Origin of the sequence: Hymenobacter sp. 102, assembly GCF_049949205.1 — a bacterium.
Classification (GTDB): Bacteria; Bacteroidota; Bacteroidia; order Cytophagales; family Hymenobacteraceae; genus Hymenobacter.
The window spans coordinates 3037318-3062551 of the sequence record NZ_CP188172.1; the positions used below are offsets into that span (position 1 = coordinate 3037318).

Sequence of the window (25234 nt, forward strand, 5' to 3'; positions counted from 1 at the left end):
AAAGAACGTCATGCAGAGTGGAGCGACGCATTTCGTATGCTGACGTTGGATTACTTTCCACCGCATCAGTCAAGCAGGATATTCCGGCTCTGTCTCTGCATGACGTTCTGATAAATCAACCAACTATGAAAATCATCATCACCGGCGGGGCCGGCTTCATTGGGTCGCACGTGGTGCGCCTGTTTGTAACCAAGTATCCGGAGTATCAGATTCTGAACCTGGATGCCCTGACCTACGCCGGCAACCTCGAAAACCTGCGCGACATTGAAAACGCCCCCAACTACCGGCTGGTGAAGGGCGACATCACCGACCAGGCCTTCGTGGATACCCTGTTTGCCACCGAGCAGCCCGACGCCGTGATTCACCTGGCGGCCGAAAGCCACGTGGACCGCAGCATCACCGACCCGCTGGCCTTCGTGAAGACCAACGTGCTGGGCACAGTGCACCTGCTGAACGCGGCCAAAAACCTGTGGAAGCCGCTCAACTACGAAGGCAAAGTGTTCTACCACGTGAGCACCGACGAGGTGTACGGCTCGCTGGACTTCGGCCCCGAGATGTTCACCGAGGAAACCAGCTACGACCCCCGCTCGCCCTACTCGGCCAGTAAGGCATCGTCGGACCACTTTGTGCGGGCCTGGCACCACACCTACCACATGCCGGTGAAGCTGAGCAACTGCTCCAACAACTACGGCCCCAACCACTTCCCCGAGAAGCTGATTCCGCTGGCCATCCACCGCATTCAGCACGGCGAGGCCATTCCGGTGTACGGCAAGGGCGAAAACGTGCGCGACTGGCTGTTCGTGAAAGACCACGCCACCGCCATCGACGCCGTGTTCCACAAGGGCAAAGTGGGCGAGACCTACAACATCGGCGGGGTGAACGAGTGGGCCAACATCGAGTTGATTCACCTGCTCTGCGACACGCTGGACGAGAAGACCGGCCGCGAAAAAGGCACCTCCCGCAAGCTCATCAAGTTCGTAACCGACCGTGCCGGCCACGACCTGCGCTACGCCATCGATTCGAGCAAAATCATGAACGAGCTGGGCTGGAAACCGTCCGTAACATTCGAGCAGGGCCTGAGCCAGACGGTAGACTGGTACTTGGAAAACCAGGAGTGGCTGAACAACGTGACCAGTGGCCAGTACCAGGACTACTACCAGAAGCAGTACAATAGATAATGTGCAGAATGTGAGGAATGTGGACAATGTGCCAGTAGATAATTCTTCACATTTCTCACATTCTTCACATCTCAACACATTACCACAGTGTACAATACTCCTTTTCACGACCAGCCGCTCGACAACCTGAGCTTCCTCGTTACCGGCGGGGCCGGCTTCATTGGCTCGAACCTGGTGGAATACCTGCTCAAGTACGGCGCCAAAGAGGTGCGCGTGCTGGACAACTTCTCCAACGGCTTCCGCAAGAACCTGCGGCTGTTTGAGGGCAACCCCGCCCTGCGCGTTATCGAGGGCGACATCCGGGACCGGCAGACCTGCATCGATGCCTGCAAGGGCATTGACGTAGTGCTGCACCAGGCGGCCCTGGGCTCCGTGCCCCGCTCCATCAACGACCCCATCACGAGCAACGACGTGAACGTGGGCGGCTTCGTGAACATGCTGGTGGGAGCCAAGGAAGCGGGCGTGAAGCGCTTCGTGTACGCGGCCTCCAGCTCCACGTACGGCGACCATAAAGCCCTGCCCAAAGTGGAGGACCGCATCGGCAAGCCCCTCTCGCCCTACGCCGTGACCAAGTACGCCAACGAGCTGTACGCCGACGTATTTGGCAAGACCTACGGCATGGAAATCATCGGGCTGCGGTACTTCAACATCTTCGGCCCGCGCCAGGACCCGAATGGGGCCTATGCCGCCGTAATTCCGCTGTTTATTGATGCCGTGCTGGAAGGCCGCCCGCCCCGTATGAACGGCGACGGAGGTCAGACGCGCGACTTCACCTTCGTGGAAAACTGCGTGCAGGCCAACATCCGGGCGGCGCTGGTGCAGAACCCCGAGGCTGTGAACCAGGTGTACAACGTGGCCGTGGCCGACCGCACCTCGCTCAACGACCTGTTCAACATCCTGAAGGAAGAAGCCGGCTCCGACATCACCCCCGAGTACGGCCCCGACCGTGCCGGCGACATCCGCGACTCCCTGGCCGATATCAGCAAGGCCCAGAACCTGCTCGGCTACCAGCCCCAGATTCGCATCCGGGAAGGCCTACAGAAAACACTGGACTGGTTTAAAACCAACCAGGAGTTTATTGCTGAGCGGAATTAATTGCCCGTCATGCGGAGCTTGCCGAAGTATCTCTACCGCTTCGTTTGCACAGATTCAACGAAGCGGTAGAGATGCTTCGGCAAGCTCCGCATGACGTTCTTTCGTCCAAGACCCTAAGTCTCCAAGACCTCAAGACCCCACTATGAAAGGCATCATTCTCGCCGGCGGCTCCGGCACCCGGTTGCACCCTCTCACGCTGGCCGTATCCAAGCAGATGATGCCGGTGTACGATAAGCCGATGGTGTACTATCCGCTGTCCATCCTGATGATGGCCGGCATCCGGGAAATCCTCATCATCACCACACCCCACGACCAGGCGCAGTTCAAGAAGCTGCTCGGCGACGGCGCCAACCTGGGCTGCCGCTTCGAGTACGTGGTGCAGGAGGTGCCCAACGGCCTGGCCCAGGCCTTTGTGTTGGGGGCCGACTTCATCGGCAACGATAAAGTGGCCTTGGTGCTTGGCGACAACATCTTCCACGGCGAAGGCATGGAGGAACTGCTCAAGAGCAACAACGACCCCGACGGCGGCGTGGTGTATGCCTACCACGTGCACGACCCCGAGCGCTACGGCGTGGTGGAGTTCGACGCCAACAACAAGGCCCTCAGCATCGAGGAGAAGCCCGCCAAGCCCAAGAGCAACTACGCCGTGCCCGGCCTGTATTTCTACGACAACGACGTGGTGCAGATTGCCCGCGACCTGAAGCCTAGCCCCCGCGGCGAGTACGAAATCACCGACGTGAACCAGGAGTACCTGCGTCGGGGCAAGCTGAAAGTGGGCATCCTGGGCCGTGGCACCGCCTGGCTCGACACGGGTACCTTCGAAAGCCTGATGCAGGCCGGCGAGTTCGTGCGCGTGCTGGAGCAGCGCCAGGGCCTGAAGGTGGGCTCGATTGAGGAAGTGGCTTACCGCCAGGGCTTCATTGATGCTGACCAGCTGCGCAAGATTGCCGAGCCCCTGCGCAAAAGCGGCTATGGTGACTACCTCATGCGTCTGCCCGAGCAGCTGCTGATGTAAGCAATCAGCTGTTATTGCGAGCTTAGCGAAGCAATCCTTCCTTCACTGAACTCCACCCCCACGACCTGAACAAAGCCCCTGACGCCAACACGGACGTCAGGGGCTTTGTGCTTATCCAAGGTGTTGAACTGCGTAAAAGGAAGGATTGCTTCGCTAAACTCGCAATGACAGCTAAAATACCAGCCCTGCAACCAGCGCCGCGCCCACGATGAGATAGGAAGGCACCCGCTCCCAGAGTAGTAGCAGAAAGGTAACAGCAATGAGGGCCAGGTTGATGGGGTTGTCGGGCAGGGGATGGTAGAGCAGGAAGGTGGCCGCGCACACCAGTCCGGCCGATACGGCGTTGATGCCTTCCAGCGAGGCCTTTACCACGCGGTACCGCTTGAGCTGGTCCCAGAAGCGTATCAGGAAAAAGATGAGCAGGGTGCCCGGCATGAAGATGCCCACCGCACCCACCAGTGCCCCCAGCAGCTGCCCGTCGAGGCCGCTGCCGTCGCGGCGCATGGCCAGGGCCCCGATGTAGGAGGCAAAGGAGAAGTTAGGCCCCGGCAAGGCCTGCACCATGCCCAGCCCCGACAGAAACTCCTCGGCAGTGAGGTAGTGCTTAAACTCTACGAACTCAGTATAGAACAGCGGGGCCAGTACCTGCCCGCCCCCGAACACGAGGCTGCCGTTACGGTAGAAGTTCTCAAACAGGCGCACCGGCAGCCACTGCGTGTACTGCCCCAGCACGGCGGCGCCAATAAAGATGCTTAGCCACAGCAAAAAATTGGGCCATTCGATGCGCAGGGGCTGCTTTTCCTGCTGCGGCATCTTGCGGTAGCGGAAGGTAGTAACCAGGCCTCCGGCTACCAGCAGGATGGGCATCAGCCAGGGCACCTGAAACCGGAACACCAGCATGGCGGCCACCACCATCAGCGCCACCGACGTTTTGGTATGAATGACTTTCTCGGCAATCTTGTAGGCGGAGTAGGCCACGAAGCCCACCGCTACGGGCTGCACGTACTGCACGAGCCGGGCCACCTGCTCCTTATCGAGGTAGCTGATGGTGAGGCCGGCGCACGTCATGATGCACACGGCCGGCAGCATCCAGATGATGAGCGTGAGGTAGGCCAGGTTGGGGCCGCCCAGGCGGAAGCCGATGGCCGTAATGGTCTGGGTAGAAGTGGGGCCGGGCAAAATCTGGCACAGAGCCGTGAGCTCCAGCAGCTCGGCCGCCGTAAGGTAGCGGCGCTTATCCACCAATAGCCGCAGCATCATGGCCAGGTGCGCCTGCGGGCCGCCAAATGCACTCAGACCCAGCGCAGCCACGTCCTTCAAAAAGATGAGGTTGCGCACCCGCTTTACCCGTGGCGCGCGCCGGGGTGGGGGGGCTAGCTGAATATCATCTTGCGAAACGGGCAATGGAAGGCAGAGAAGGATACCAGGCAAGATACGCTTTACCAGCAAATCGGGAAGTGCCGGCCGGCCATCTGCCGACAGAAAAAAGCCCCGCTTCCCATACCGGAAGCGGGGCTTTTTTCAACGGGTGCGGGGCTTACTTTTTCTTCAGGCCCAGCTCAATCAGCCGCTCATTCAGGAACTCGCCGGCGGTAATGTCAGCCTCCTTCTTGGGGTTTTCGGGCGTTACGCAGCTCTCCAGGGCCGCCAGGCTCATTTCGGAGCGAGGGTGCATGAAGAACGGAATGCTGTAGCGCGAGGAGTTCATCTTCTCGCGGGGTGGGTTCACCACGCGGTGGATGGTGCTTTTCAGCACGCCGTTCGTAAGGCGCTGCAGCATGTCACCCACGTTCACTACAATCTGGTCGGGCAGGGCGGTAATGGGAATCCATTTGCCGTCGCGGCGCTTTACCTGCAGGCCATCGGCCGAGGCCCCCATCAGCAGGGTAATCAGGTTGATGTCGCCGTGCTCGGCGGCGCGCACCGCGTCGGCTGGCACCGAATCCGGATTTTCGATGGGGTAGTAGTGAATGGGGCGCAGGATACTGTTGCCGTTACGCACCTTATCATCAAAATAGTTCTCCGGCAGCTTCAGGTACAAAGCAATGGCCCGCAGAATGTCTTTGCCGGCCGCTTCCAGCGTTTTGTAGGTGGTCAGGGCAGTATCCTGGAAGCTTTCCAGCTCCTTTGGCCAGATGTTATCGGGGTATTCCGCCCCGATGGGGTCATTTACGTCGTCAACTTCCTGACCCACGTGGTAGAATTCCTTCAGGTCGCCGGTGTTGCGGCCCTTGGCGTGCTCCTTGCCCTTGCTTACGTAGCCACGCTGGCCAGCCAGTTCCGGCTTTTCGTACTGCTGCTTTACCTCGTCGGGCAGGGTAAAGAAGTTTTTGACGTCGGCGTACAGTTTTTCCGTCTGTACGTCGGAGAGGCCGTGGTTTTTCAGGGCAATGAAACCGATGTTCTGGTAGGCTTCGCCCAATTGTTGCACGAAGCGGGCTTTGCGCTCCGGGTCGCCGGAGCGGAAATCGGCCAAATCAAGCGACGGAATTTCGTCAAGCAGCTTTTCTTCCATGGTGTGAAGAGAAATTATGTACTAGGGGAGGGACATTACGTACCCCGCAAGGTACGATGAAAAGGTGGGATTCCTGAGTAAGCTAACTACGTAGCATATGACTTGGTTTTCGGGTGGAAGTAACAGGCTAAAGTGCAACTTTTAGGGTCCGACTTTCGTCTATAGGAAGTCGCGAAACCGCGTTGCACTTTGCGGTGGTACTTGGTTTTTTCCGGACTCCATGAAAACAGGTTTGTTATTCAGAAGCCACGGGGCAATCCATGTACTAACCTGGTTCTTGAGTATATTGCCCGCCGGCCGTTTAGAGCGGGTTTTAGAGGAACTGCTGCCGTGCGGCGAAACTTCCGATCGGGCAACGACGTCTTTTGAGTTCTACCCGGGCATCACATCCCGGCAGGCAGAATAGTGTTTTCCCGGAAGCGTCTGATATGACCTTGAACGTATGAATGTTACAAAAATACTGTTGTCGCTGGGGCTGCTGGTCGGGATAGGCAGAGCTGGACAGGCCCAGCACGCCGTATGGGCTTCCAAAGTGGTAGCAGTTTCCTCGCAGAAGGCCGAGGGCAAAGAGGCGTTTTCGCCGGAAAAGGTGTTGGGTGAACCCAATGCTACTCCGTTGGGCCAGGTAAATAATGAGGCTTGGATTCCAAAAAAGGAAGGCAGCAACGAGTCTATCGAAATTCGCTTTGGCAAATCACTGGTCGCCAAACAGGTGACGGTAGTGGAGAACTTCAACCCCGGATCCGTTACCAAGATTGAACTGGTAGATACCAGGGGGCAGAAGCACCAGGTATATACCAATGACAGTCCGGGGCCATTGCCGGAACAGTTCCGCACGCTGCAGGTTACGTTTTCGCCCGGTACGTACCGCACCATCGGGGTGGTGGTTTCCATGAATACGAAAGCGGTAAACGGTGTAAACCAGATTGACGCTATTGGCGTGGCCGACGTGGCTGAGTCGATGGTGAAAAAGGAATTCAAGAACGAGCAGAGTGGGGTCAGCTTTGACTCCTCCATGGTAAACCTGGGGCCCACTGTCAATTCCAAATTCGTGGATACGCACCCGGTTATCTCGCCGGATGGCCGCACCCTGTTCTTTGCCCGGCAAGAGCACCCGCAGAATGTGGGTGGGGCCAAGGATGTGCAGGACGTGTGGTACAGTAACCTCACCAACGCCGAAAAAAAACAGTGGGGTCCAGCCAAGAACATTGGCAGCCCCATTAACACGCCCCGCGACCCGAATGGCGTGGCCTCGGTATCGGCCAACGGCCAGCAAATGCTGCTGATTGGCGTGTACCTGCCCGATGGCTCCATGGAACCCAAAGGCCCTAGCATCAGTCGCCGCACGGCTACGGGCTGGACCAAGCCGGAGAAGGTGGAAATCGAGGATTACTACAACGATGACCCCGAAAACGTCGATTTCTCGCTCTCTACTTCCGGCAAGGTGATGATGATGGCCGTGGACCGGAAGGATGGGAAAGGGCAGCAGGATTTGTACGTGAGCTTTCTGAACGCCGACGGCAAAACCTGGACCAAGCCCCGCAACCTGGGCGGAACCATTAATACCAGCAAGCCCGAGTTTTCGCCTTTCCTGGCATCTGATGGCAAGACGCTGTACTTCGCCTCGGAGGGCCACGGCGGCTACGGCAAGAGCGACCTGTTTTACAGCAAGCGGCTGGACGATACCTGGACCAACTGGAGCGCGCCCCGCAATCTGGGCAGCAGCGTAAACTCACCCGACTTCGATGCCTATTACACCGTTTCGGCGGCCGGCGAGGATGCGTACCTGGTATCGGCCCGGAAAGGTATTGACAACTCCAAGGACATTTTTCGCATTAGCCTGAAGCCCACGTTCCGGCCGGAGGTGGTAACGCTGGTGCGTGGCAAGGTGCTGGATGCCAGCAGCAAAAAGCCGGTGGCGGCTACTATTCGTTACGAAAATCTGCTAACCGGGGAAGAAATCGGGGTGGCCGATACCAGCCCTATCGACGGCTCTTACACCATCGTGCTGCCTTCGGGGGCGCATTATGGCTACCGCGCTGAAGCCAAGGACTACCTGGCCGAATCGGATAACCTGGACGTGACGGACCGGCAGAAGTACTCCGAAATCAACCAGGACTTGTACCTGGTGCCGTTTGCGGTGGGCCAGAGCATCAAGCTGAATAACATCTTCTTCGCTCAGAGCAAGTACTATCTGCGCGAAAACTCCTACCCCGAGCTACTGCGCCTGGTACGCATCCTGAAGGATTATCCGCAGGTGGAAATCAAACTGGAAGGCCACACCGATAACCAGGGCGACCCGCAATTGAACGTGAAGCTGAGCCAGGACCGGGTGAATGAGGTGAAAAAATACCTCGTACAGAAAGGTATTGCCGGCAGCCGCATCACCACCGAAGGCTACGGCGGCAGCAAACCCATTGCCAGCAACGACCAGGAAGAAACCCGCAAACTCAACCGCCGCGTAGAGTTCCGGATTACGAAGAAGTAGGAAACGGAATGTGCAGAATATGGCAAATGTGTAGAATGTGAAAATGATACAAAGCAAAGGGCCGGTTTCATGCAGAAACCGGCCCTTTGCTTTGTAAGAAAGCGAGAGACTTAATCCTTGACGTGCGCTATATTTTTCACACTTGACACATTCCTGACCACATTTGGCACATTCTTACGACATCCGGCCTTCCTCGCGGCCGGGTTTCACGCTGCCCCCCTGGCCGCCGGGGTTGGCAATGGAGTCGCGCATGTCGGTGTCGGCTTGTACGTTGCGCATCTTGTAGTAGTCCATCACGCCCAGGTTGCCGGAGCGGAAGGCTTCGGCAATGGCTTTCGGAATTTCAGCCTCGGCCTGCACCACCAGGGCTTTAGCTTCCTGCGTTTTGGCGCGGTTTTCCTGCTCCATGGCCACGGCCATGGCCCGGCGCTCCTCCGCGCGGGCTTCGGCCACGCGCAGGTCGGCGGAGGCTTGGTCGGTCTGGAGCTTGGCCCCGATGTTTTCTCCAATGTCCACGTCGGCAATATCAATGGACAGGATTTCGAAGGCAGTACCGGCGTCGAGGCCCTTGCTGAGCACCAGCTTGGAAATCTTGTCGGGGTTTTCGAGCACTTCCTTGTGCGAGCGGGACGAGCCGATGCTGGTGACGATACCCTCGCCCACACGGGCCAGAATAGTTTCCTCGCCGGCCCCGCCCACCAGCTGGGTAATGTTGGCGCGCACCGTTACGCGGGCTTTGGCAATGAGCTGAATACCGTCCTGGGCCACGGCGGCCACGTTGGGCGTATTGATGACTTTGGGATTTACGCTAGTCGTGACGGCCTCAAACACGTCGCGCCCGGCCAGGTCGATGGCCGTGGCCTGTTTAAAGCTGAGCGGAATATTGGCCTTGTCGGCCGAAATCAGAGCCTTGATAACGCTGGGTACGTTGCCCCCGGCCAGGTAGTGGGTTTCCAGGTCGTTGGCCGTCAGCTCCAGACCGGCTTTGGTGCTGGTGATAAGGGAGTTGACGATAAGGGCTGGCGGCACCTTACGCACCCGCATAAAGGCCAGCTGAAACAAACTGACCCGCACGCCCGAGAAAATAGCCGTAATCCAGAGGCTAATGGGGAAGAAGTACAGCAACACCAGCAGCGCAATACCGCCGACTATCAGTGGAAAGAGAGGGAAATCCATGCAGCGTAAGGGTTGTTCGTTGTTCTATAGTTGAAGGTCAGGACGAAATCAGGAAGATGGTTCAGGCCACCAGCTCCACCACAATGCGGTTGTGTTCGATGCCCAGCACCCGCACCGCCGAGCCTGCCGGTACAAACTCGCCACGGGTAGTAGCCTCGCGCCGGTCGTCCTGAAACAGCACCGTACCGGCCGGTCGCAGGGCCGAAAGAGTACGGCCCACGGTACCAGGCTGCACATCGGGGTGGCGCACGTCGTGCACACGGCTGTGGTTGACCTGGGTGAGGGCTACCCGGTTCAGGTTTTGCGGGCGCAGGCCCCAGTACACCAGCCCGCTCACCACAACGGCGGAGCCCGCCAGCACGAAATGCCCGGTAGGAGTACGCAGGTCGCGGTAGCCAAGCCAGATACCGGCCACCAGTAGCCCGAAGCCGACCAGCCCCACCACCGTGGTGCCGGGAATGAAAATGACTTCGGCGGCCAGAAAAACCAGCCCGAAAAACAGTAGCAGCGCAATCGTGAGCCAGTCCATAAGAGTAAGGAAGGTTGGTGGCGGAAAAGATACGCAAACCCGGCTCCTTATCGGTGGTTTTCTACCTTGCCGTTGGTACTCCGCTGAGCAGTTCAGCCTATGACCATTTCTGCTTCACCGGCCCACGCGCAACGTGCCTTGGCTGGTGCCGGTGAGTAAGTTTTTTACATAACAAAACGGCGCACCGGCTCCTGTACCAGCAAACCGAACCCGCTTCGAGCTGGCCGGCTCATGAAGCAGTGGCGGCGAAACTAGGGCCTGCCTGAACGCAAGTTGGCTGAAAGCCCGGCCCCGTGGCGGCTGATTGGCGAGGTACCCGGGAGCTGTGCAGTTATCACGAAAGACGATTTCCTCGCAGCCCCTGCTGTTCCGCCCCGGACCGCCCTGCTGCCGGCTACGCCCAACCACGTGTTGCCCCTGGGCCCGGTGTAGCTACGGCAGAAACCCGGCGAGTCGGAAGCCAAGCGTGAAAATGAGGCCGCCCGTCCCCGTCGGTTGGCAGCAGGCGCTACCAAATGAGGAACCGATGCCGGCAATTCAGGCCGCCGAGAAGCAATAAACCCCTTGACTTACATTTCGGCTGCTCGTCAAACCAGGGTAGCAAAACGCCCCGCTACAGAAGTAGCGGGGCGTTGCAATGGCCGGCAGGTTCTGTCCACAGGATTCGTGAAATCAGTGTAGTCGGTAGTTCTAGTAGGCTTTGGCGAAGTGGGCGCGGCGCTTGCTGGGGCGGCCCGTCACGATGCAGATACCTTCTTCCTCGGGCTCGGCCAGGGCCAGGCAGCGGATGGTGGCTTTGGTTTCCTCCTTAATGCGCTCCTCGGTTTCGGAAGTGCCATCGTAGTGGGCCACCACGAAGCCGCCTTTGCCCTCCAGCACCTGCTTGAACTCCTCGTAGCTTTCCACGCGGGTCGTGTGGGTTTCGCGGAAGTTGAGGGCCCGCTGGTAGATGTTCTGCTGAATGTCCTGCAGCAGCTGGTCTACGCTGTTCACGATGTCCGCAAGGGGCAGGGTCATTTTCTCCTTAGTGTCGCGGCGGGCCACTTCCAGTGTACCGTTTTCCAGGTCGCGCATGCCCACGGCAATGCGCACGGGCACGCCTTTGAGCTCCCACTCGGCAAACTTGAAGCCGGGGCGCTCGGTGTCCCGGTCGTCAATCTTCACCGAAATGCCCCGCTCAATCAGGCCCATCTGCATGGGGCGGATGCGTTCCAGCAGCTCATCAAGCTGGCCGGTTTTGTAGATGGGCACAATCACCACCTGAATGGGGGCCAGCTTGGGCGGCAGCACCAGGCCTTCATCGTCGGAGTGAGCCATTACCAGAGCGCCCATCAGACGGGTACTTACGCCCCAGCTGGTGCCCCACACGTACTCCAGGCCGCCGGCTTTGTTGGCAAACTGCACATCAAAGGCCTTGGCGAAGTTCTGGCCCAGGAAGTGGGAGGTGCCGGCCTGCAGGGCTTTGCCATCCTGCATCAGGCCCTCAATGCAGTAGGTTTCCACAGCCCCGGCGAACCGCTCGTTCTCGGTTTTCACGCCTTTCACCACGGGCAGGGCCAGCCACTCCTCGGCAAACTGAGCGTACACCTCCAGCATCTGGCGGGTTTCGGCCAGGGCTTCCTCGGCGGTGGCGTGGGCGGTGTGGCCTTCCTGCCACAGGAACTCGGCAGTGCGCAGAAACAGGCGGGTGCGCATTTCCCAGCGCACTACGTTGGCCCACTGATTGATGAGCAGCGGCAAGTCGCGGTAGCTCTGAATCCAGCCTTTATACGTGTTCCAGATAACGGCCTCCGAGGTGGGGCGTACAATCAACTCCTCTTCCAGCTTGGCGTTGGGGTCCACGCGCAACTTGCCGGGTTTATCGGGGTCATTCTGCAAACGGTAGTGTGTGACTACGGCGCACTCTTTGGCAAAACCTTCGGCGTTTTTCTCCTCGGCCTCAAACAGACTTTTGGGCACGAACAGCGGGAAATAGGCATTCTGGTGGCCCGTGCGCTTGAACATGTCGTCGAGGGTGCGCTGCATTTTCTCCCAAATGGCGTAGCCATAGGGCTTAATCACCATGCAGCCCCGCACCGAGGAATTTTCGGCCAGGCCGGCCCGCTTTACCAACTCGTTGTACCACAACGAATAATCTTCGGTGCGCTTGGGCAAACTTTTGCTCATATCTTGAGGTATTGTAGGAGTAGTGAAAAAGTTCCTGTTTCTGGTACAAGATTTGACGTAGAAAAAAGGCACCGTTTCGGCCCCAAATTACGTTATTAAATCCGGAGGATTGGGCCCTGACGGACTGCGTGTTGCCGGCCTTCATTCAACCTCCATTTTTCTGATCCAACTTTACGCGTAAGCAGCCATGAAAAAGATCCTAGCCCCCGTGTTGCCCGCCCTGGCCCTGCTTACGCTGGGAGGCTGCGCCAGCACTTCTTATCTGAGTACTACTGAAGACGACGGTATGTATTACTCGTCGAAGGACCGGGTAACGGTTCCGGCGCAGGTAGCCTCTTCCGGTTCTTCGGCCGCGCCGGCCACCGCCGAGCAGGAAACCACCGCCGCCCCCGGCGACGTAGCCAACCCCGACTATGCCGGTACCGCCGGCCGGGCCGCTACCACCTCCGAAGAGTATTACGATGACGACTATTACTATGCCTCCCGGCTGCGCCGCTTCCACAGCCCGTACCGCGGCATTGGCATGGGTTACTACGATTTCGCCTATACCGACCCATTCTGGTATGGGGGACCGGCCCTGGGTTACTCGCCCTGGGGTTACGGCTACAACAGCTTCTACGACCCCTTCTATAGCCCCTGGGGCTATGGCGGGGTGAACATCAGCATCGGGTTTGGCCGTCCCTGGGGATGGGGCCGTCCCTGGGGTGGCTATGGCTACGGTTATGGCTACCGGCCCTTCGATTACGGCTGGGGCGGCCCCTGGGGGGGCTATAACTACGGCTACCTGAACGGCTACTACACCGGCCTGTATGGCGGGGGCGGCTACTACGGCGGCAACGGCTGGAGCAACTACTACGACCGGCCCGGCCGCCGCGTAACTTATGGCCCCCGCCGCGACCGGGCGGTGGAGGGGCAGCGACTCGGCAGTGCCGCCCCCGATGGCGTGGTTTCCGGCCGTAGCCGGGGCCGCGTGCAGGAGGGGGGCTTCACTACCCCCACGCCCGACCCAAGCGGGGTGGTGGCGCAGCCAAATGCCGGCGGTGGCCGTCGGCGGGTGCAGGAGCTCACAGAAACCACTACCGTGCCTTCTACGCAGCCCACCGCTCCGGCCGGCCGCATGCGGGTGGTAGGCGACCAGCCCATCCGGAACGAGGAGCTTTCCACGGCTACCGATCCAACGGTGCCAACTGGCGGCAGCCGGCGGTGGCGGGTGGTAGATAATCCTGGCAACGTAGAAGTAACCAGCCCCAATGGCGGCAGCCCCCAGCCAGTTCCGGCTGAATACGGTCGTCGTCGGCGCGCTGACTGGAATACCGGGGGGAGCACTCAGCCGCAGCCGGAGCAGCCCCGCTTGGCCGACCAGCCCCGGCGGCAGCGCCTTTACGACCAGTCGTCGCAGCCCAGCCAGCCAACCCGCACGTATTCTGAGCCAAGCCGCACTTACTCCGAGCCTGCCCGGACGTATTCCCAGCCGAGCCGTTCTTATTCGGAGCCCTCACGCTCGTATTCAGAGCCCTCACGCGGGAGCAGCAACTATGGCGGCAGTAACGCTGGCGGAAGCGGTGGCGGCGGCCGCCGGGGCCGGGTACAGTAAGCCCAAATTCTGCTGAAACGGCCACTTAGCTACGTTGTACTTATTTGCCGGAAGCCCGGCATTTGCTCGGGCTTTCCTTTTCTACTACTCCCTATGAAAACGCTGAAATACGGTCTTGCCGTTGCCCTGTTGGGCTCGGCCAGCCACGCTTTTGCCCAATACAACGCTGATGCCCTCCGGTTTTCTCAGTCGCAGCCCTCCGGTACTGCCCGCACCCTGGGCATTGGCGGGGCCACCGCCGCGGTGGGGGGCGACTTTGGAGCCATAACGGTTAATCCGGCCGGACTGGGCATGTTTCAACGCTCCGAGTTCTCTTTGTCGCCGGGGCTTAGCTCGCTTAGCTCGGATAGCCGAGCCTTCGGCACAACTACTGCTGATTCCCGTTCCAACCTGCATTTGGGCAGTATCGGGCTGGTGTTTGCCAACCGCCGCCCCGATGACGATACCAACCCCTGGCGCTCCGGGGCCTTTTCTATGGGCGTTACGCGCACGGCCGACTACAACCTGAGCTTCCGCTACCAGGGTCGCCCAGGGATTAACCAGGATATTCTGCAGCGCCTGGACCAGGACCAGCGGGCGGCACTGGATGAGCTGGCCTACAATACCTACATTACGGATAGTCTGGATGCCAGGGGCGGGAACAGCGGGCGGCTGGTGCAGCGGGGACTGTCAGTACCAGTTCAGAATACGAGTACGCTGGACCAGGCGGAAACCGTGCGGGCCACGGGCAGCCAGACGCAGATTGACTTTGCGTACGGGGCCAGCTACATGGATAAGTTCTTCGTGGGCGGTGGTATTGGTATTGTAACCTCGCGCTACACCTCCGAGAACATCATCACGGCCTCCGACCCCACCCCCGTCAGCAATGCCTCCGGAACGTCGTTCGGCTCCCTCACGCAGCGGGATTTCCTGGAAACCAAGGGAGCTGGCATCAACGCCCGCATCGGGGTTATCTACAAGCCTGTCGATGCATTGCGCATCGGGGCATCGGTGCAAACGCCTACCTATCAGCAATTCACCGAAACCTATAACTCCTCCCTGGATGTACGCTTTGACAAGCCCATAACCGTTGGTAATCAACAATTCAGCTCTGCCAGCGACGCCATAGACCCCAGTGTGCTGGACTATGCCGTTACCTCGCCATTCCGGGCTACGGGCGGGGTAGCCGCCGTGCTGGGTAAGTACGGTTTTCTGAGCGGAGACGTAGAATACGTGAACTACGCCAGTGCCCGCGTGAGCAATTACAATAACAACGGCGTGCAGGGCAATTTCGACTTCGGGCCCGATAACGACGCCGTACGCAACCTGTACACCAGTGCCGTGAACCTGCGCGTGGGCGGCGAATTGCGGGCCGATATCTTCCGGGTGCGGGCCGGTTTCGCCCGTTACGGTAATGCCTACCGGAATTCCGGCGCCGACCAGAGCCGCACGTTTTATACCGGCGGGGTAGGGCTGCGGCAGAAAAACTTCTTTGTGGATGCAGCCGGGGTATACAGCACGGGTACGCGGCTGTACTCGCCCTACACGCTGAATAATCCGGCAGATACCCCGCTCGTGGAAGTGGACAGCAAGCGGTTTACCACCACGCTCACGGCCGGTTTCATGTTCTAGCAAACTTGCTCTCCGTAACATCAAACGGCCGGCTCCGCAACATGCGGGGCCGGCCGTTTGATGTTACGGAGAGGAATGTAGCCTACTTACTCACCCGCACCTGCAGTACCAGCGTGGGAATGCCGGTGGTGATGATATTATCCACGGCCAGCAGCCCATAGCGGTTATCGGGCGTTTTGAACGCAAGGACCTGCCCTTTGGTGAGCGGGCCGGTGCGGGTAGGGGTGGGGAAGCTGTTGGCCTGGTACTGGTTGTACACGTTGGTCAGGGCCTCGGTGGTGGAGTAGTTGGCCAACGTGGCGGGAGCCAGCGGAGTGGAGCGAATTTCGGTGCGCCGGCCTGCCCAGGGCAGCTTTAGGGCCGAATCGGCGGCGGTGGCCAGGCCGGGGGCTACGGTTGTGGAGCCAGACACGTACACCAGGTCCACGAGCTGCTGGTTGTCGGGCAGGCGGCGTAAAGAGAAGCTGGGGAGCGTAAAACCCTCCCGCAAAGCCAGGAAGCTACGCCGCCCGAACGCTCCCGGGGCCTGCAGCGGCACCGTGTAGGTGTGGAACGTCGCGGCCGAATCGGTGCGGCCCAGGCGCAGGAAAAAACTCCGGACGCCGTGGTTGCCTTTGGAGTCGGTGAAATCATAAGTCCAGGTTTCCTTACCGGCAGTGGTGCGGGCCGGCTGCACGCTCTGGAAGGCAAACTCGCGGGCGTTGGCAATCAGCGTATCCAGGTACACCAGCCTCGATTTCTCGGCGTCTTTCTCCGTGTAGCCTACCGGGTACTCCGTCAGCAGTTGGGTAGGCTGATACTCGGCCTTGATGAGCAGGCGCGTGAGTGGGGCGTCGTTGCTTTCGGCTTCGGCAAATACCTTTACCGCTATGGTGTCGCCGGCCACCGTGATGCGCCGGGAGGCCGGGTTGAAACGGGTGCTACCCACGAAGTTGACGCGGGGTCCCGGCTCCAGGGCCGGCTCGCAGGCCGTCAGGCAAATGGGGAAAAGCAGCAGAGAGACGGGACGAAAACGCATAGCAGGGTAAAGATACGGATGGATTCAGACGGGCCACGTCTTTGCGCCCGTCCGGGCGGCCCGACCGGCCGCATGCCGGCCAAGGTGCAACCTTCCGGGCGGCTTTGGCTACCTTAACGCCGGATTCCCGCCGACATTTCATTTCCCTTCGCATGCGCTTACGTTCTTTGGGCCTGGCCCTGTTCCTGACCACCGCCAGCCCCGTTGTATTGCCCGGTTTTGCGCCGGTTGCTGTTGCCCAGCAAAAGCAGAATATCACCCTCGAAGACATCTGGCAGAAAGGCACCTTCTCAGCCCGCTCGGTGCCGGGCTTCAACTGGATGAAGGACGGGCGGTTTTACTCCTCCCTGAGCAAGGGTGATTTGGTGCAGAACGACGTAACCACCGGCCAGTCCGTGCAGACCCTGGTGGCGGCCCAAGACCTGAAGCTAGCTGGCCAGACGCAGCCGCTGCAGGTGGATGGTTACAGCTTCAACGCCGACGAAACCAAGATTCTGTTCAGCACCGATACCGAGCCGATTTACCGCCGCAGCAGCAAGTCGTACTTCTTCGTGTACGACCGGGCCAGCAAGCAGCTCACGCCCCTGAGCGCCGGCGGTAAGCAACTCTACGCCACCTTCTCGCCCGATGGTAAGCGCGTGGCCTTCGTGCGCGACAACAACCTGTACGTAACCGACCTGGCCACCATGCAGGAAACTGCCGTTACCACGGACGGCGCTTTGAACAAAATCATCAACGGCGGCACCGACTGGGTGTACGAGGAGGAATTTTCGTTTGCCCAGGGCTTCCAATGGTCGCCCGACTCGCGCTACGTGGCCTACTACACCTTCGATGAAAGCCAGGTGCCCGAGTACAACATGCAGGAGTGGGGCCCGCTCTACCCCAAAGACTACCGCTACAAGTACCCCAAGGCCGGCGAGAAAAACTCCATCGTCAGCATTTCGGCCTACGACGTGGCCGCCGGCAAGTCGGCCAAAATGGACGTGGGCACCGAAACCGACCAGTACATCCCGCGCATCCTCTGGACGCAGACGGCCGACCTGCTCAGCATCCAGCGCCTCAACCGCCTGCAGAATAAGCTGGAAATCCTGCACGCCAACGCCAGAACCGGCCGGAGCAGCGTGGTGCTGACGGATACCGACAAGGCCTACGTGGACATCACCGATGATGTGCGCTACCTGGCCGGGGGCAAGGAGTTCCTGTTCACCAGCGAGAAGGATGGCTACCGCCACCTTTACCTGTATGACATGAAGGGCAAGCCGGTGCGCCAGATTACCAAGGGCAACTGGGAAATCACCGAAATCAATGGTTTCGACGAGAAGAAGGGTTTGGTGTACTTCACCAGCACCGAAGGCTCGGCCCTGCAGCGCCACCTCTACCGCATCGACCTGAAAGGCAAGGGCAAAACCCGCCTCAGCGAAGCCGGCCGCGGTACCGACGCGGTAAACCTCAGCCCCGATACCCGCTATTTCCTCAACTACCACTCCGAGACCGGCGTGCCGGCCGTGGTGAGCCTGCGCAGCGGCCAGGATGGCAAGCTGGTGAAAGTGCTGGAAGACAATACCAAGCTGCGCGAGAAGCTGAGCCAGTACAACCTGGCCACGCCCGAGTTCTTCACCTTCAAAACCAGTGAAGGCGTGGAGCTGAACGGCCAGATGCTGAAGCCCGTGGGCTTCGACGCTACCAAAAAATACCCCGTGCTCATGCACGTGTACGGCGGCCCCGGCTCCCAGACCAACGCCGACTCCTGGGGCGGCACCAACTACCTCTGGCACCAGATGCTGGCGGAAAATGGCTACATCGTGGTGATTGTGGACGGGCGCGGCACCGGGGCCCGGGGCGCGGCCTTCAAGAAAGTCACCTACGCCAACCTGGGCAAGCTTGAAACCATCGACCAAGGCGAAGGGGCCAAGTACCTGGGTACGCTGCCCTACGTGGATAAGAGCCGCATCGGCATCTGGGGCTGGAGCTTCGGCGGGTACATGACCACCCTGGCCCTCACCAAAAACGCCGACCTGTTCAAGATGGGCATTGCCGTGGCCCCCGTTACCAACTGGCGCTACTATGATACCGTGTACACCGAGCGGTTCCTGAAAACGCCCCAGGAAAACCCCCAGGGCTACGACGACAACTCCCCCGTGCAGCACGCCGACAAGCTGCGCGGCAAGCTCCTGCTCGTCCACGGCACCGGCGATGACAACGTGCACTTCCAGAACTCCGTCTCCTTCGTGGATGCCATGGTAAAGGCCAACAAGGACTTCCAAACCCTGTACTACCCCAACCGCAACCACGGCATCTACGGCGGCAATACCCGCCTGCACCTCTACCGCCAGATGACCGATTTCGTGCTGAAGAATCTGTAAGCAGGGCTGTCATTGCGAGGATGAAGGACGAAGCACCCGAAGGACAGCGTAGCTAATTCTTCCTTCACGAAGCGCCAAGCCTTGGAACAGCAGAAAGCCCTCCGGCAACAGGCCCGCAACCTGTCCCCGGAGGGCTTCTCTGTCAGAACGATGTAGAGACGCGACACTTCGCGTCTCCCCGTTGAACGGCCCCGTTGCACCCGCCACCCACGCCGCAGATGCTAATACTCGCCGTTATACTCGCTGTTCTGTGTTGAACGAGAAACGTTCTTATGAGTCTGATGAGGTTATTCTTACTTAGAGAAACGACCCCGTGAACCTGCTTTATGCCTGCTTATGAAGCATGATTGCTTTGCATTGTAAGTTACAGCCTACCTGCCCGCAGAAGAATCCCCGACCTTATGCGTCACAACCATTCCTATCCGCAGATATGCGCATTGGCCTTTTCATCCTAATTGTCTTTCGGGTAGTAAAGTATAGCTTTTCCTTTCTCGCGTTGGTCGGGTTGCTGCTGGTCAGCCCTTACCACGAAGAGCACCTGTTACGTACCACGCCTGGCATCCTGGATGAGGATTCCAATTTTTTAAATCTGCTCTTCTCCATACTGATGCTTGGCGTGCATTTGCCCGTAAGCTTGTGGCGACTGCACTACGCTCCTCGAAGCCGGTTAGGCTATACCGAACTGGGGCTGGGAATTGGCTTTGCACTGATGGTGGCCAAGTGGGGGTATTGGGCTACCTGCAATTAGCTGTAGCCTCTTATCCGCTACTACTTGGGCGTAACACTGGTTTTTCTGTACAAGTCATCGGGTATGGTGTGTTGATGAAAACGTGAGGTCACTATAATGAAATTGATTCAGAAAGACCTTCTCTATCATAAGAAAGCCGCCCTCGCTCGGCTATTCCAATGTCACCCTTCGGTCCTGCTTGAACCAGAACGCTTCTACCATAATTTCCACCAAGGTTTGTTTTGATCCGGCTTCTGCTTTTCGGCTTCTTCCATTGGCATCAGTTCGCCGTTGTCAGGAAGGAATATAAGTCCCTCAAAACTGGGGTCGTAAAAACCGACTTGATGCTTCTGTGCCATCTGAACGAGGCCGCTACAACGTCAGCACGCGGGTGGCCGGCCCCCGGACTGCAACCGCCGGACCGGCACGCCAGCTACGATAACGCCTGCGGGGGTGGGGAGCCGGAGCCGGCGGGGCGGGTTTTGTCCTGGGGCAGGGGCACGAACTCGTGGTTATCATTGGGTGGCAGCAGGATGCGACCGGCCTGCCAGTCGGCTTTGGCCTGCTCGATGCGCTCCTTTCTGGATGATACGAAGTTCCACCAGATGAACCGCTCGCCCAGCGGCTCGCCGCCCAGCAGCATCAGCGTGGTGGGCTCCCGTGCCACCAGTACCGGGTCGAGGCCGGGCGTGAACACCAGCAGCTGGCCGGGGCCGTACGTGCGGCCGCTCACTTCCAGTAGCCCCTTGGCCACGTAGGCACCCCGCTCGGGGTAGCCGCGGGGCAGCCCGAACCGGGCTCCCGGCTGCAGCACCACGTGCAGGTAGAACAGCGGGGAGTGGGTTTTAACGCCGTTTTTCAGCCCGAAGGCGTCGCCGGCAATCAGCCGCATCCACACACCGTTGTCGGTAAAAACAGGCAGCTCGTGGGGCTGGTAGTTGGTAAAGGCGGGAGCGGCTTCCTCGTCGGCTTCGGGCAAAGCCACCCAGGTCTGCAGCATCTCCAGCTGCCCGCCGGCCAGCGCGGCGGGGTCCTCAAACCGCTCGGAGTGGGCAATGCCACTACCGGCCGTCATCCAGTTTACCTCACCCGGCCGAATTACCTGCTCCACACCCATACTATCACGGTGCGTGACCTGCCCACCGAACAAGTAGCTCACGGTGCTCAGCCCGATGTGCGGGTGGGGCAGCACGTCCAGCGTGGGCAGCAGCTCCGGAGCCAGGTGCACCGGGCCGGCGTGGTCCATGAAAATGAACGGACCCAGCATGCGGCGCAGGCGGTAGGGCAGAATACGCTTTACTTCAAAGCCCGGACTTAGAGCCGCCGGGCGGGCATCGATAACCTAGTCGAGCATACGAAAACTGTGGAGTGGAAAGAGTTTTGACGGAAAGTAAACTGGTTTTCAATCAGGTATTTATCAGAAAAATCCGACTTTCGGTCAATAAATTCGAGGATTCCCGCGTAAAGTCCTGTTATGCCGAAATCTACTCCCGTTTGTTTGCTGTACCTGGGCCTTGCGGGCAGCCTGTTGGCTTGCCAACCGGAACGGCCGGCTCAGCGCGCCCAACCCGCCGCCATTGCTCCTGCCCTGGCCGATTCACTGGCGTACGATTCGCTGACCCAGCCGGTAGGAGCCGTGCAACGCGACTGGCACCGGCTGGAGCGCCCCACCAGTCGGCGGGCTCCTTTGATCGTGTACCGTAGTAGCAGAAGCCGGCCTGGTTTGCCTGAAGCCGTACCACCGGCCGAGGCGCGCCTGCAGGATCTGACGCTCAAAGCCAGTGAATATTTCCAGATTGATCCTACCAAAGCTGCGGAAGTGCGCGGCCGGGAAGGTACCATTGTGCGGATTCCGGCCAGTGCGCTGGTGGATAACCGGCAGCGGCCGGCTACCGGCCCGGTGTGGGTGGAATTAAAGGAATGTTACGCCGCGTCCGATCTGCTGCTATCGAATTTGCTGACTGAAACCTTGGTTGGCGCACCGCTGGAGCTGAGCGGAGCCGTATTGGTACGGGCAACGGCCGGTGGGCAGCAACTGGCTTTGGCAGCCGGCCGGGCGTTGCAGCTGGAGCTGGTGGGCCAGCAGGCCAACCAGCCATTGTGGTACGGACAGCCCGTGGGTGGGCCAGTACGCTGGCAGGAAGGCGAGGCGCAACGACCGGCTTCGGAGCAGGTACTGACCACGGCCCAGCAGATGCCCCGCTACGGCCAGGGGCCGGCCGATATCAACCGGCTGATTCGTTACCCCCGGCAAGCCCAGGAAGCCCAGGCGGAAGGCCTGGTTTTCGCCTCCTTTGTGGTGGATGAAGCGGGCCGGGTAATGCAGCCGCGCATTGTGCGAGGTTTGGGCTACGGCTGCGACGAGGAGGTGCTACGGGTGCTGCGCCAGACCTCGGGCCGCTGGACGCCCGGCCAGCAGAACGGCCAGTTTGTAAAAGTGAAGCTGGTATTGCCCATCCGGTTCCACTTTGCGCCTGGTATGGCCACGGCCCCGGAGTCGGCGGCGGTAGCAGCCGTACCAACGGCTTCCGATGCTGCCCCGGAAACTGATGAACTGGCAGCTGCGCCCGGTGCTCTGCAAGCTACCCGTTTGGGGTGGCTGGCTACGGGCCGGCCCTGGGCCGGCTCTACGGCGGCCCTGTTTGTACCTGCCGAAGCCGTTGATGACCAAACGACGGTACGGCTGTTGGTACCGGGCCATCGTGTGGTGCTGGCCGCCACGGCCCAGGCCGGAGGCTATCAGTTTGCGGCGGCTCCGGCCGGGGCTACCATCATTGGGCTGCGCTACGAAAATGGTACGCCCTTCCTGGCCCACCCCGGCCGGGAGGCTGCGCCCGATACCCTGCGCTTCCGGGAAACCACTCTCGCTGACCTGGAAACTACGCTGGAGCAACTCAATTAGGGCGATGCGCTGGTCGTTGGCTTGCTGCCAGCCGCTGTAAGGATGATTGGCTGCTGAGATTACGCCAGTATCTTTGGCTGCCTGGTGTGCCGGTACTCGTGTGCCGGTTTATGCACCGCTTCGTTAATTATGACTATTTCTTTAGCCGCATTCCGGTCTTGGCAGCCTTCCAAATACCTGCTACTGGTCCTGAACCTGCTACTCCAGGCCATTCTGCTGGCCGAAGCTTTCAGTGAGTTGCTCGGTAAGCCCGGCCGGTACCTGCTGAGTAACCTCTACGATGGAGCCAAGAACTATTACACTTTCCAGGCCTATGTGCAGCAGCCGTGGGAAAACGGGCTGCGGTGGTTTGGTATGATGAATTATCCCTACGGAGACTACATCTTCTACACCGATAACACCCCCATTCTGGCGTTGCTGGTGCGGCTCTGGTCGCACTACATCTTCGATCTGCGGCCTCATGCCCTGGATGTGTACCACGGGCTGCTGCTCTGCGGTTTCCTGGTAAGTACGTTGCTGCTCACACTCATTTTGCGTCGTTTTGTGCGCTACTGGGGGTTGATTACGGTATTTGCCGTGGCGCTGCCCTGGCTGAACCCCCAAGTGAGCCGGTTGCTGGTGGGGCACCTGAACTTATCGTATAGCTGGGTGCTGCTGGTGGCCATCTGGGGGCTACTGAACGTGTACGAGCGGGCACAGGCCGGACGGTCTGTGGGTAAATGGATTGCCGGCCTGGTAGCCGTGTACGTGCTAACGGGCTTTATTCATCTATACTACTTGCCCTTACTGGCGGCCCTCACCGGCGGATTCTTTGCCTGGTGGCTGCTGCCCCGGCAGCAGTGGCGTAAACGGCCGGCCCTTACCGCCGCCGGGGCAGCCCTCACCCTGGCCCCAATGGTGGTAGGCGTAGCCATTATCCGTCTTATTGATGGGTATTATGCACTGCGCAGCAAGGGAGCATCCGGTTTCAACTACGACCCCTGGAAGCTGCAGTTTTCGGCGCTGTTCCGCTCTCCGGAATACAACAAAGTGGATTTTTGGCTGGAGCCTAGTGCGCAGCCTACCTATGAGTCGGTCGCGTACTTGGGTGCCTTTGCGCTGTTTGGGGCTACACTGCTGGCCGGCTGGTGGCTATGGAATGCCGCTGACCGGGCTGCCGGCTGGCAAGCCTGGAAGTCGGCTCCGGCCTGGCCCTTCACCCGGCTGCTGCTCGGCACGGCCCTCATCAGTCTGCTCATGTCGGTAGGAACTACCTACGCACTGGACGAAGGCAAGTACGTCATCAATAACTACCTGAATATCCTGTTCTACGTTGAGAAGGTGAGTAGCGCCGTCACCCAGTTTCGGGTGTTGGCCCGTTTCAGCTGGGCATTTTTCTGGGCCGTTAATCTGCTCTGCGTATTTGGGCTGGATTACTGGCTGGGGCGCAGTACCTGGGCAGGCCGGTGGGTGGTGGCGGCTGGGCTGGTAGCCATGGTTTTGCTGGACACTCGCGACGCGGTGAAGCATTATGCCTTCACCGTGCCCAACGTACTTACCAACCCCGAATTCACCCCGGAGGTGAATAATCTGCTGTATTCCATCAAGCCCGAAGAATACCAGGCCATACTACCCATTCCGTATTTTCACGTGGGCACCGAGGATTTGGATATTACCCTCGATGATTACGACCGGGTATCCATGTACGCTTACCAGATGAGCCTGCGCACCAACCTGCCCATGATGGCTAGTAAGATGTCGCGCACACCGCCCGAGCATCTGGTCGCCCTGCGCGACATCTTCACGCCCCAGGGGCCACCCGCCGCCCTGCGGACTACGCTGCGGCAGGCCGGTAAGCCCATTCTCGTACTGGTGGACACTAGCTTCTACGATGGTTCCGACCCGGCCATTAGCCAACTCACCACTAAGCCCCGGGTACGCGAAATTCTGGATGCCGGGGCCGACTTTGCGACCCGGAACCAACTGACGCTCGTGGCTCAGACGGGCAGTCTGCGGTTATATCAATGGAATATTTAGCAGCCTGCCCACCTGACTGAGAAAACCGTGCACGGCCTGGTGTGGTGGTTGCGCCACCGGGCCAGGCATACTGCAGTTCCGTTAGCCGGGCCGCTGGGTCAGAATCCGCACGAAATTCAGACTTTCAGTCAGGAGAATACGCGGGTTGAGCCGGGAAAATACTACGTCGGGCTTGAGCTCTACCGGGAGCGGGGTGATAGTGAGCTGACCCTGACGGGCGGCCAGAAACAGCATTTCCAGATCGAATAAGTACCGCTTGGTTGTGGTGCGCAGGAAGGTGCGGCGGCCGGTCTGGTTAAAGCCTTTCAGGCCGCATTGGGTATCATCAACGGGGAGGCGCAGCAGATGACGAGTGAGGCGCCGCAACAACTGTGATACCCGGCGCCGGGCCGGCGGAATCTGGGCATAGTATGCGCCGTCGCGCACGCCCACCGCAATATCGGCCCCGCCCAGCAGTACCTGGTAGAGGGCGGCTACGCTGGTTTCCTGGTAGGGAAAGTCGATATCCGTGAAAATACAGTAGGGGGCATCTACCTGACTGATGCCGGTGCGCAACGCATGGCCCTTGCCTTGGTTAACGGGGTAATCGGTGTAAGTGAAAGCACCCCCCAAGTTGGTGCGGAGCAGCGCCACATCCGCTTCCGATACGCCGGCCGGGTCGCCGTCGTTCACCACGTAGAGGTGTACGGTAGTTTCGGCCGGTAACAAGGTGCGCAGCTTGGTCAGGCTGGTCAGAATATTAGCGGCCCAGTTACGGGGCGGATGATAGCAGGGCAGAACCAGTGCGAGCTGAGGAGCCGGTAGCGTAGTAGCGGGCATAGGGGAGTAATTCGGAAGTAAA

General features: G+C 59.7%; 19 protein-coding genes. 10 read left to right on the plus strand and 9 right to left on the minus strand.

Annotation, left to right across the window (positions count from 1 at the left end; genetic code table 11):
- The first annotated feature begins 125 nt into the window (after positions 1–125).
- The 3 genes from rfbB to rfbA all read left to right on the plus strand — a co-directional run bounded on the left by rfbB (position 126) and on the right by rfbA (position 3288).
- Positions 126–1178, plus strand: coding sequence for a dTDP-glucose 4,6-dehydratase (gene rfbB / locus ACN19L_RS13050; protein WP_426489935.1), 1053 nt, complete (start codon positions 126–128; stop codon positions 1176–1178).
- 87 nt (positions 1179–1265) lie between these two features.
- A complete protein-coding gene (locus ACN19L_RS13055) occupies positions 1266–2273 on the plus strand; it encodes an SDR family oxidoreductase (protein ID WP_426489936.1) in 1008 nt (335 codons plus the stop codon).
- Between the two features lie 142 nt (positions 2274–2415).
- Complete coding sequence (gene rfbA / locus ACN19L_RS13060; protein ID WP_426489937.1) at positions 2416–3288, plus strand: glucose-1-phosphate thymidylyltransferase RfbA; 873 nt, start codon at positions 2416–2418, stop codon at positions 3286–3288.
- A 171-nt stretch (positions 3289–3459) separates the two neighbouring features.
- On the opposite strand, the gene chrA is transcribed toward rfbA, so the two are convergent.
- Both chrA and ACN19L_RS13070 read right to left on the minus strand, forming a co-directional pair.
- The gene (gene chrA / locus ACN19L_RS13065) at positions 3460–4692 is read right to left on the minus strand and encodes a chromate efflux transporter (RefSeq protein WP_426489938.1); all 1233 of its coding nucleotides are present in this window, start codon (positions 4690–4692) and stop codon (positions 3460–3462) included.
- 133 nt (positions 4693–4825) lie between these two features.
- Positions 4826–5803: an isopenicillin N synthase family dioxygenase gene (locus ACN19L_RS13070; protein WP_226270905.1), complete on the minus strand. Its 978-nt coding sequence runs from the start codon at positions 5801–5803 to the stop codon at positions 4826–4828.
- A gap of 442 nt (positions 5804–6245) precedes the next feature.
- On the opposite strand from ACN19L_RS13070, the gene ACN19L_RS13075 reads away from it, so the two are divergent.
- Entirely contained in the window at positions 6246–8291 is a 2046-nt protein-coding gene (locus ACN19L_RS13075) for an OmpA family protein (RefSeq protein ID WP_426489939.1), read from the plus strand.
- A 174-nt stretch (positions 8292–8465) separates the two neighbouring features.
- Here the strand turns inward: ACN19L_RS13075 and floA are convergent, their stop codons facing one another.
- The 3 genes from floA to proS form a co-directional block, all read right to left on the minus strand.
- Positions 8466–9467 (minus strand): flotillin-like protein FloA, encoded by a 1002-nt coding sequence (gene floA, locus ACN19L_RS13080; protein ID WP_426489940.1) that lies wholly within the window; start codon positions 9465–9467, stop codon positions 8466–8468.
- A 61-nt stretch (positions 9468–9528) separates the two neighbouring features.
- Entirely contained in the window at positions 9529–9996 is a 468-nt protein-coding gene (locus ACN19L_RS13085) for an NfeD family protein (protein WP_426489941.1), read from the minus strand.
- A gap of 690 nt (positions 9997–10686) precedes the next feature.
- Positions 10687–12162 (minus strand): proline--tRNA ligase, encoded by a 1476-nt coding sequence (proS, locus tag ACN19L_RS13090; RefSeq protein WP_426489942.1) that lies wholly within the window; start codon positions 12160–12162, stop codon positions 10687–10689.
- Between the two features lie 187 nt (positions 12163–12349).
- Here proS and ACN19L_RS13095 point away from each other — a divergent pair, with 187 nt between their 5' ends.
- Both ACN19L_RS13095 and ACN19L_RS13100 read left to right on the plus strand, forming a co-directional pair.
- A complete protein-coding gene (locus ACN19L_RS13095; RefSeq protein WP_426489943.1) occupies positions 12350–13756 on the plus strand; it encodes a hypothetical protein in 1407 nt (468 codons plus the stop codon).
- A gap of 93 nt (positions 13757–13849) precedes the next feature.
- On the plus strand, positions 13850–15367 hold the full coding sequence (locus tag ACN19L_RS13100) for an OmpP1/FadL family transporter (RefSeq protein ID WP_426489944.1): 1518 nt from the start codon (positions 13850–13852) through the stop codon (positions 15365–15367).
- Positions 15368–15449: 82 nt separating this feature from the next.
- Here ACN19L_RS13100 and ACN19L_RS13105 read toward each other — a convergent pair whose 3' ends face one another.
- Positions 15450–16385: a hypothetical protein gene (locus ACN19L_RS13105; protein ID WP_426489945.1), complete on the minus strand. Its 936-nt coding sequence runs from the start codon at positions 16383–16385 to the stop codon at positions 15450–15452.
- Between the two features lie 152 nt (positions 16386–16537).
- On the opposite strand from ACN19L_RS13105, the gene ACN19L_RS13110 reads away from it, so the two are divergent.
- Positions 16538–18748 carry a S9 family peptidase gene (locus tag ACN19L_RS13110; protein ID WP_426489946.1) on the plus strand — a complete coding sequence of 737 codons (2211 nt, stop codon included), beginning with the start codon at positions 16538–16540 and terminating at the stop codon, positions 18746–18748.
- Between the two features lie 430 nt (positions 18749–19178).
- Complete coding sequence (locus ACN19L_RS13115) at positions 19179–19496, plus strand: hypothetical protein (RefSeq protein ID WP_426489947.1); 318 nt, start codon at positions 19179–19181, stop codon at positions 19494–19496.
- Positions 19497–19690: 194 nt separating this feature from the next.
- On the opposite strand, the gene ACN19L_RS13120 is transcribed toward ACN19L_RS13115, so the two are convergent.
- Positions 19691–19834, minus strand: coding sequence for a hypothetical protein (locus ACN19L_RS13120; RefSeq protein ID WP_426489948.1), 144 nt, complete (start codon positions 19832–19834; stop codon positions 19691–19693).
- A gap of 74 nt (positions 19835–19908) precedes the next feature.
- Complete coding sequence (locus tag ACN19L_RS13125; protein ID WP_426493585.1) at positions 19909–20814, minus strand: pirin family protein; 906 nt, start codon at positions 20812–20814, stop codon at positions 19909–19911.
- A 135-nt stretch (positions 20815–20949) separates the two neighbouring features.
- Here ACN19L_RS13125 and ACN19L_RS13130 point away from each other — a divergent pair, with 135 nt between their 5' ends.
- Complete coding sequence (locus ACN19L_RS13130; protein ID WP_426489949.1) at positions 20950–22377, plus strand: TonB family protein; 1428 nt, start codon at positions 20950–20952, stop codon at positions 22375–22377.
- A gap of 129 nt (positions 22378–22506) precedes the next feature.
- On the plus strand, positions 22507–24393 hold the full coding sequence (locus ACN19L_RS13135) for a hypothetical protein (protein WP_426489950.1): 1887 nt from the start codon (positions 22507–22509) through the stop codon (positions 24391–24393).
- An 81-nt stretch (positions 24394–24474) separates the two neighbouring features.
- On the opposite strand, the gene ACN19L_RS13140 is transcribed toward ACN19L_RS13135, so the two are convergent.
- On the minus strand, positions 24475–25212 hold the full coding sequence (locus ACN19L_RS13140) for a glycosyltransferase (protein ID WP_426489951.1): 738 nt from the start codon (positions 25210–25212) through the stop codon (positions 24475–24477).
- Positions 25213–25234: the final 22 nt, after the last annotated feature.

Bases quoted from the DNA above. Each gene is read 5' to 3' on its own strand.
- rfbB (WP_426489935.1), top strand. From the start codon at position 126: ATGAAAATCATCATCACCGGCGGGGCCGGCTTCATTGGGTCGCACGTG.
- rfbA (WP_426489937.1), top strand. From the start codon at position 2,416: ATGAAAGGCATCATTCTCGCCGGCGGCTCCGGCACCCGGTTGCACCCT.
- ACN19L_RS13070 (WP_226270905.1), bottom strand. From the start codon at position 5,803: ATGGAAGAAAAGCTGCTTGACGAAATTCCGTCGCTTGATTTGGCCGAT.
- ACN19L_RS13075 (WP_426489939.1), top strand. From the start codon at position 6,246: ATGAATGTTACAAAAATACTGTTGTCGCTGGGGCTGCTGGTCGGGATA.
- floA (WP_426489940.1), bottom strand. From the start codon at position 9,467: ATGGATTTCCCTCTCTTTCCACTGATAGTCGGCGGTATTGCGCTGCTG.
- ACN19L_RS13085 (WP_426489941.1), bottom strand. From the start codon at position 9,996: ATGGACTGGCTCACGATTGCGCTGCTACTGTTTTTCGGGCTGGTTTTT.
- proS (WP_426489942.1), bottom strand. From the start codon at position 12,162: ATGAGCAAAAGTTTGCCCAAGCGCACCGAAGATTATTCGTTGTGGTAC.
- ACN19L_RS13095 (WP_426489943.1), top strand. From the start codon at position 12,350: ATGAAAAAGATCCTAGCCCCCGTGTTGCCCGCCCTGGCCCTGCTTACG.
- ACN19L_RS13100 (WP_426489944.1), top strand. From the start codon at position 13,850: ATGAAAACGCTGAAATACGGTCTTGCCGTTGCCCTGTTGGGCTCGGCC.
- ACN19L_RS13105 (WP_426489945.1), bottom strand. From the start codon at position 16,385: ATGCGTTTTCGTCCCGTCTCTCTGCTGCTTTTCCCCATTTGCCTGACG.
- ACN19L_RS13110 (WP_426489946.1), top strand. From the start codon at position 16,538: ATGCGCTTACGTTCTTTGGGCCTGGCCCTGTTCCTGACCACCGCCAGC.
- ACN19L_RS13115 (WP_426489947.1), top strand. From the start codon at position 19,179: ATGCGCATTGGCCTTTTCATCCTAATTGTCTTTCGGGTAGTAAAGTAT.
- ACN19L_RS13120 (WP_426489948.1), bottom strand. From the start codon at position 19,834: ATGGCACAGAAGCATCAAGTCGGTTTTTACGACCCCAGTTTTGAGGGA.
- ACN19L_RS13130 (WP_426489949.1), top strand. From the start codon at position 20,950: ATGCCGAAATCTACTCCCGTTTGTTTGCTGTACCTGGGCCTTGCGGGC.
- ACN19L_RS13135 (WP_426489950.1), top strand. From the start codon at position 22,507: ATGACTATTTCTTTAGCCGCATTCCGGTCTTGGCAGCCTTCCAAATAC.
- ACN19L_RS13140 (WP_426489951.1), bottom strand. From the start codon at position 25,212: ATGCCCGCTACTACGCTACCGGCTCCTCAGCTCGCACTGGTTCTGCCC.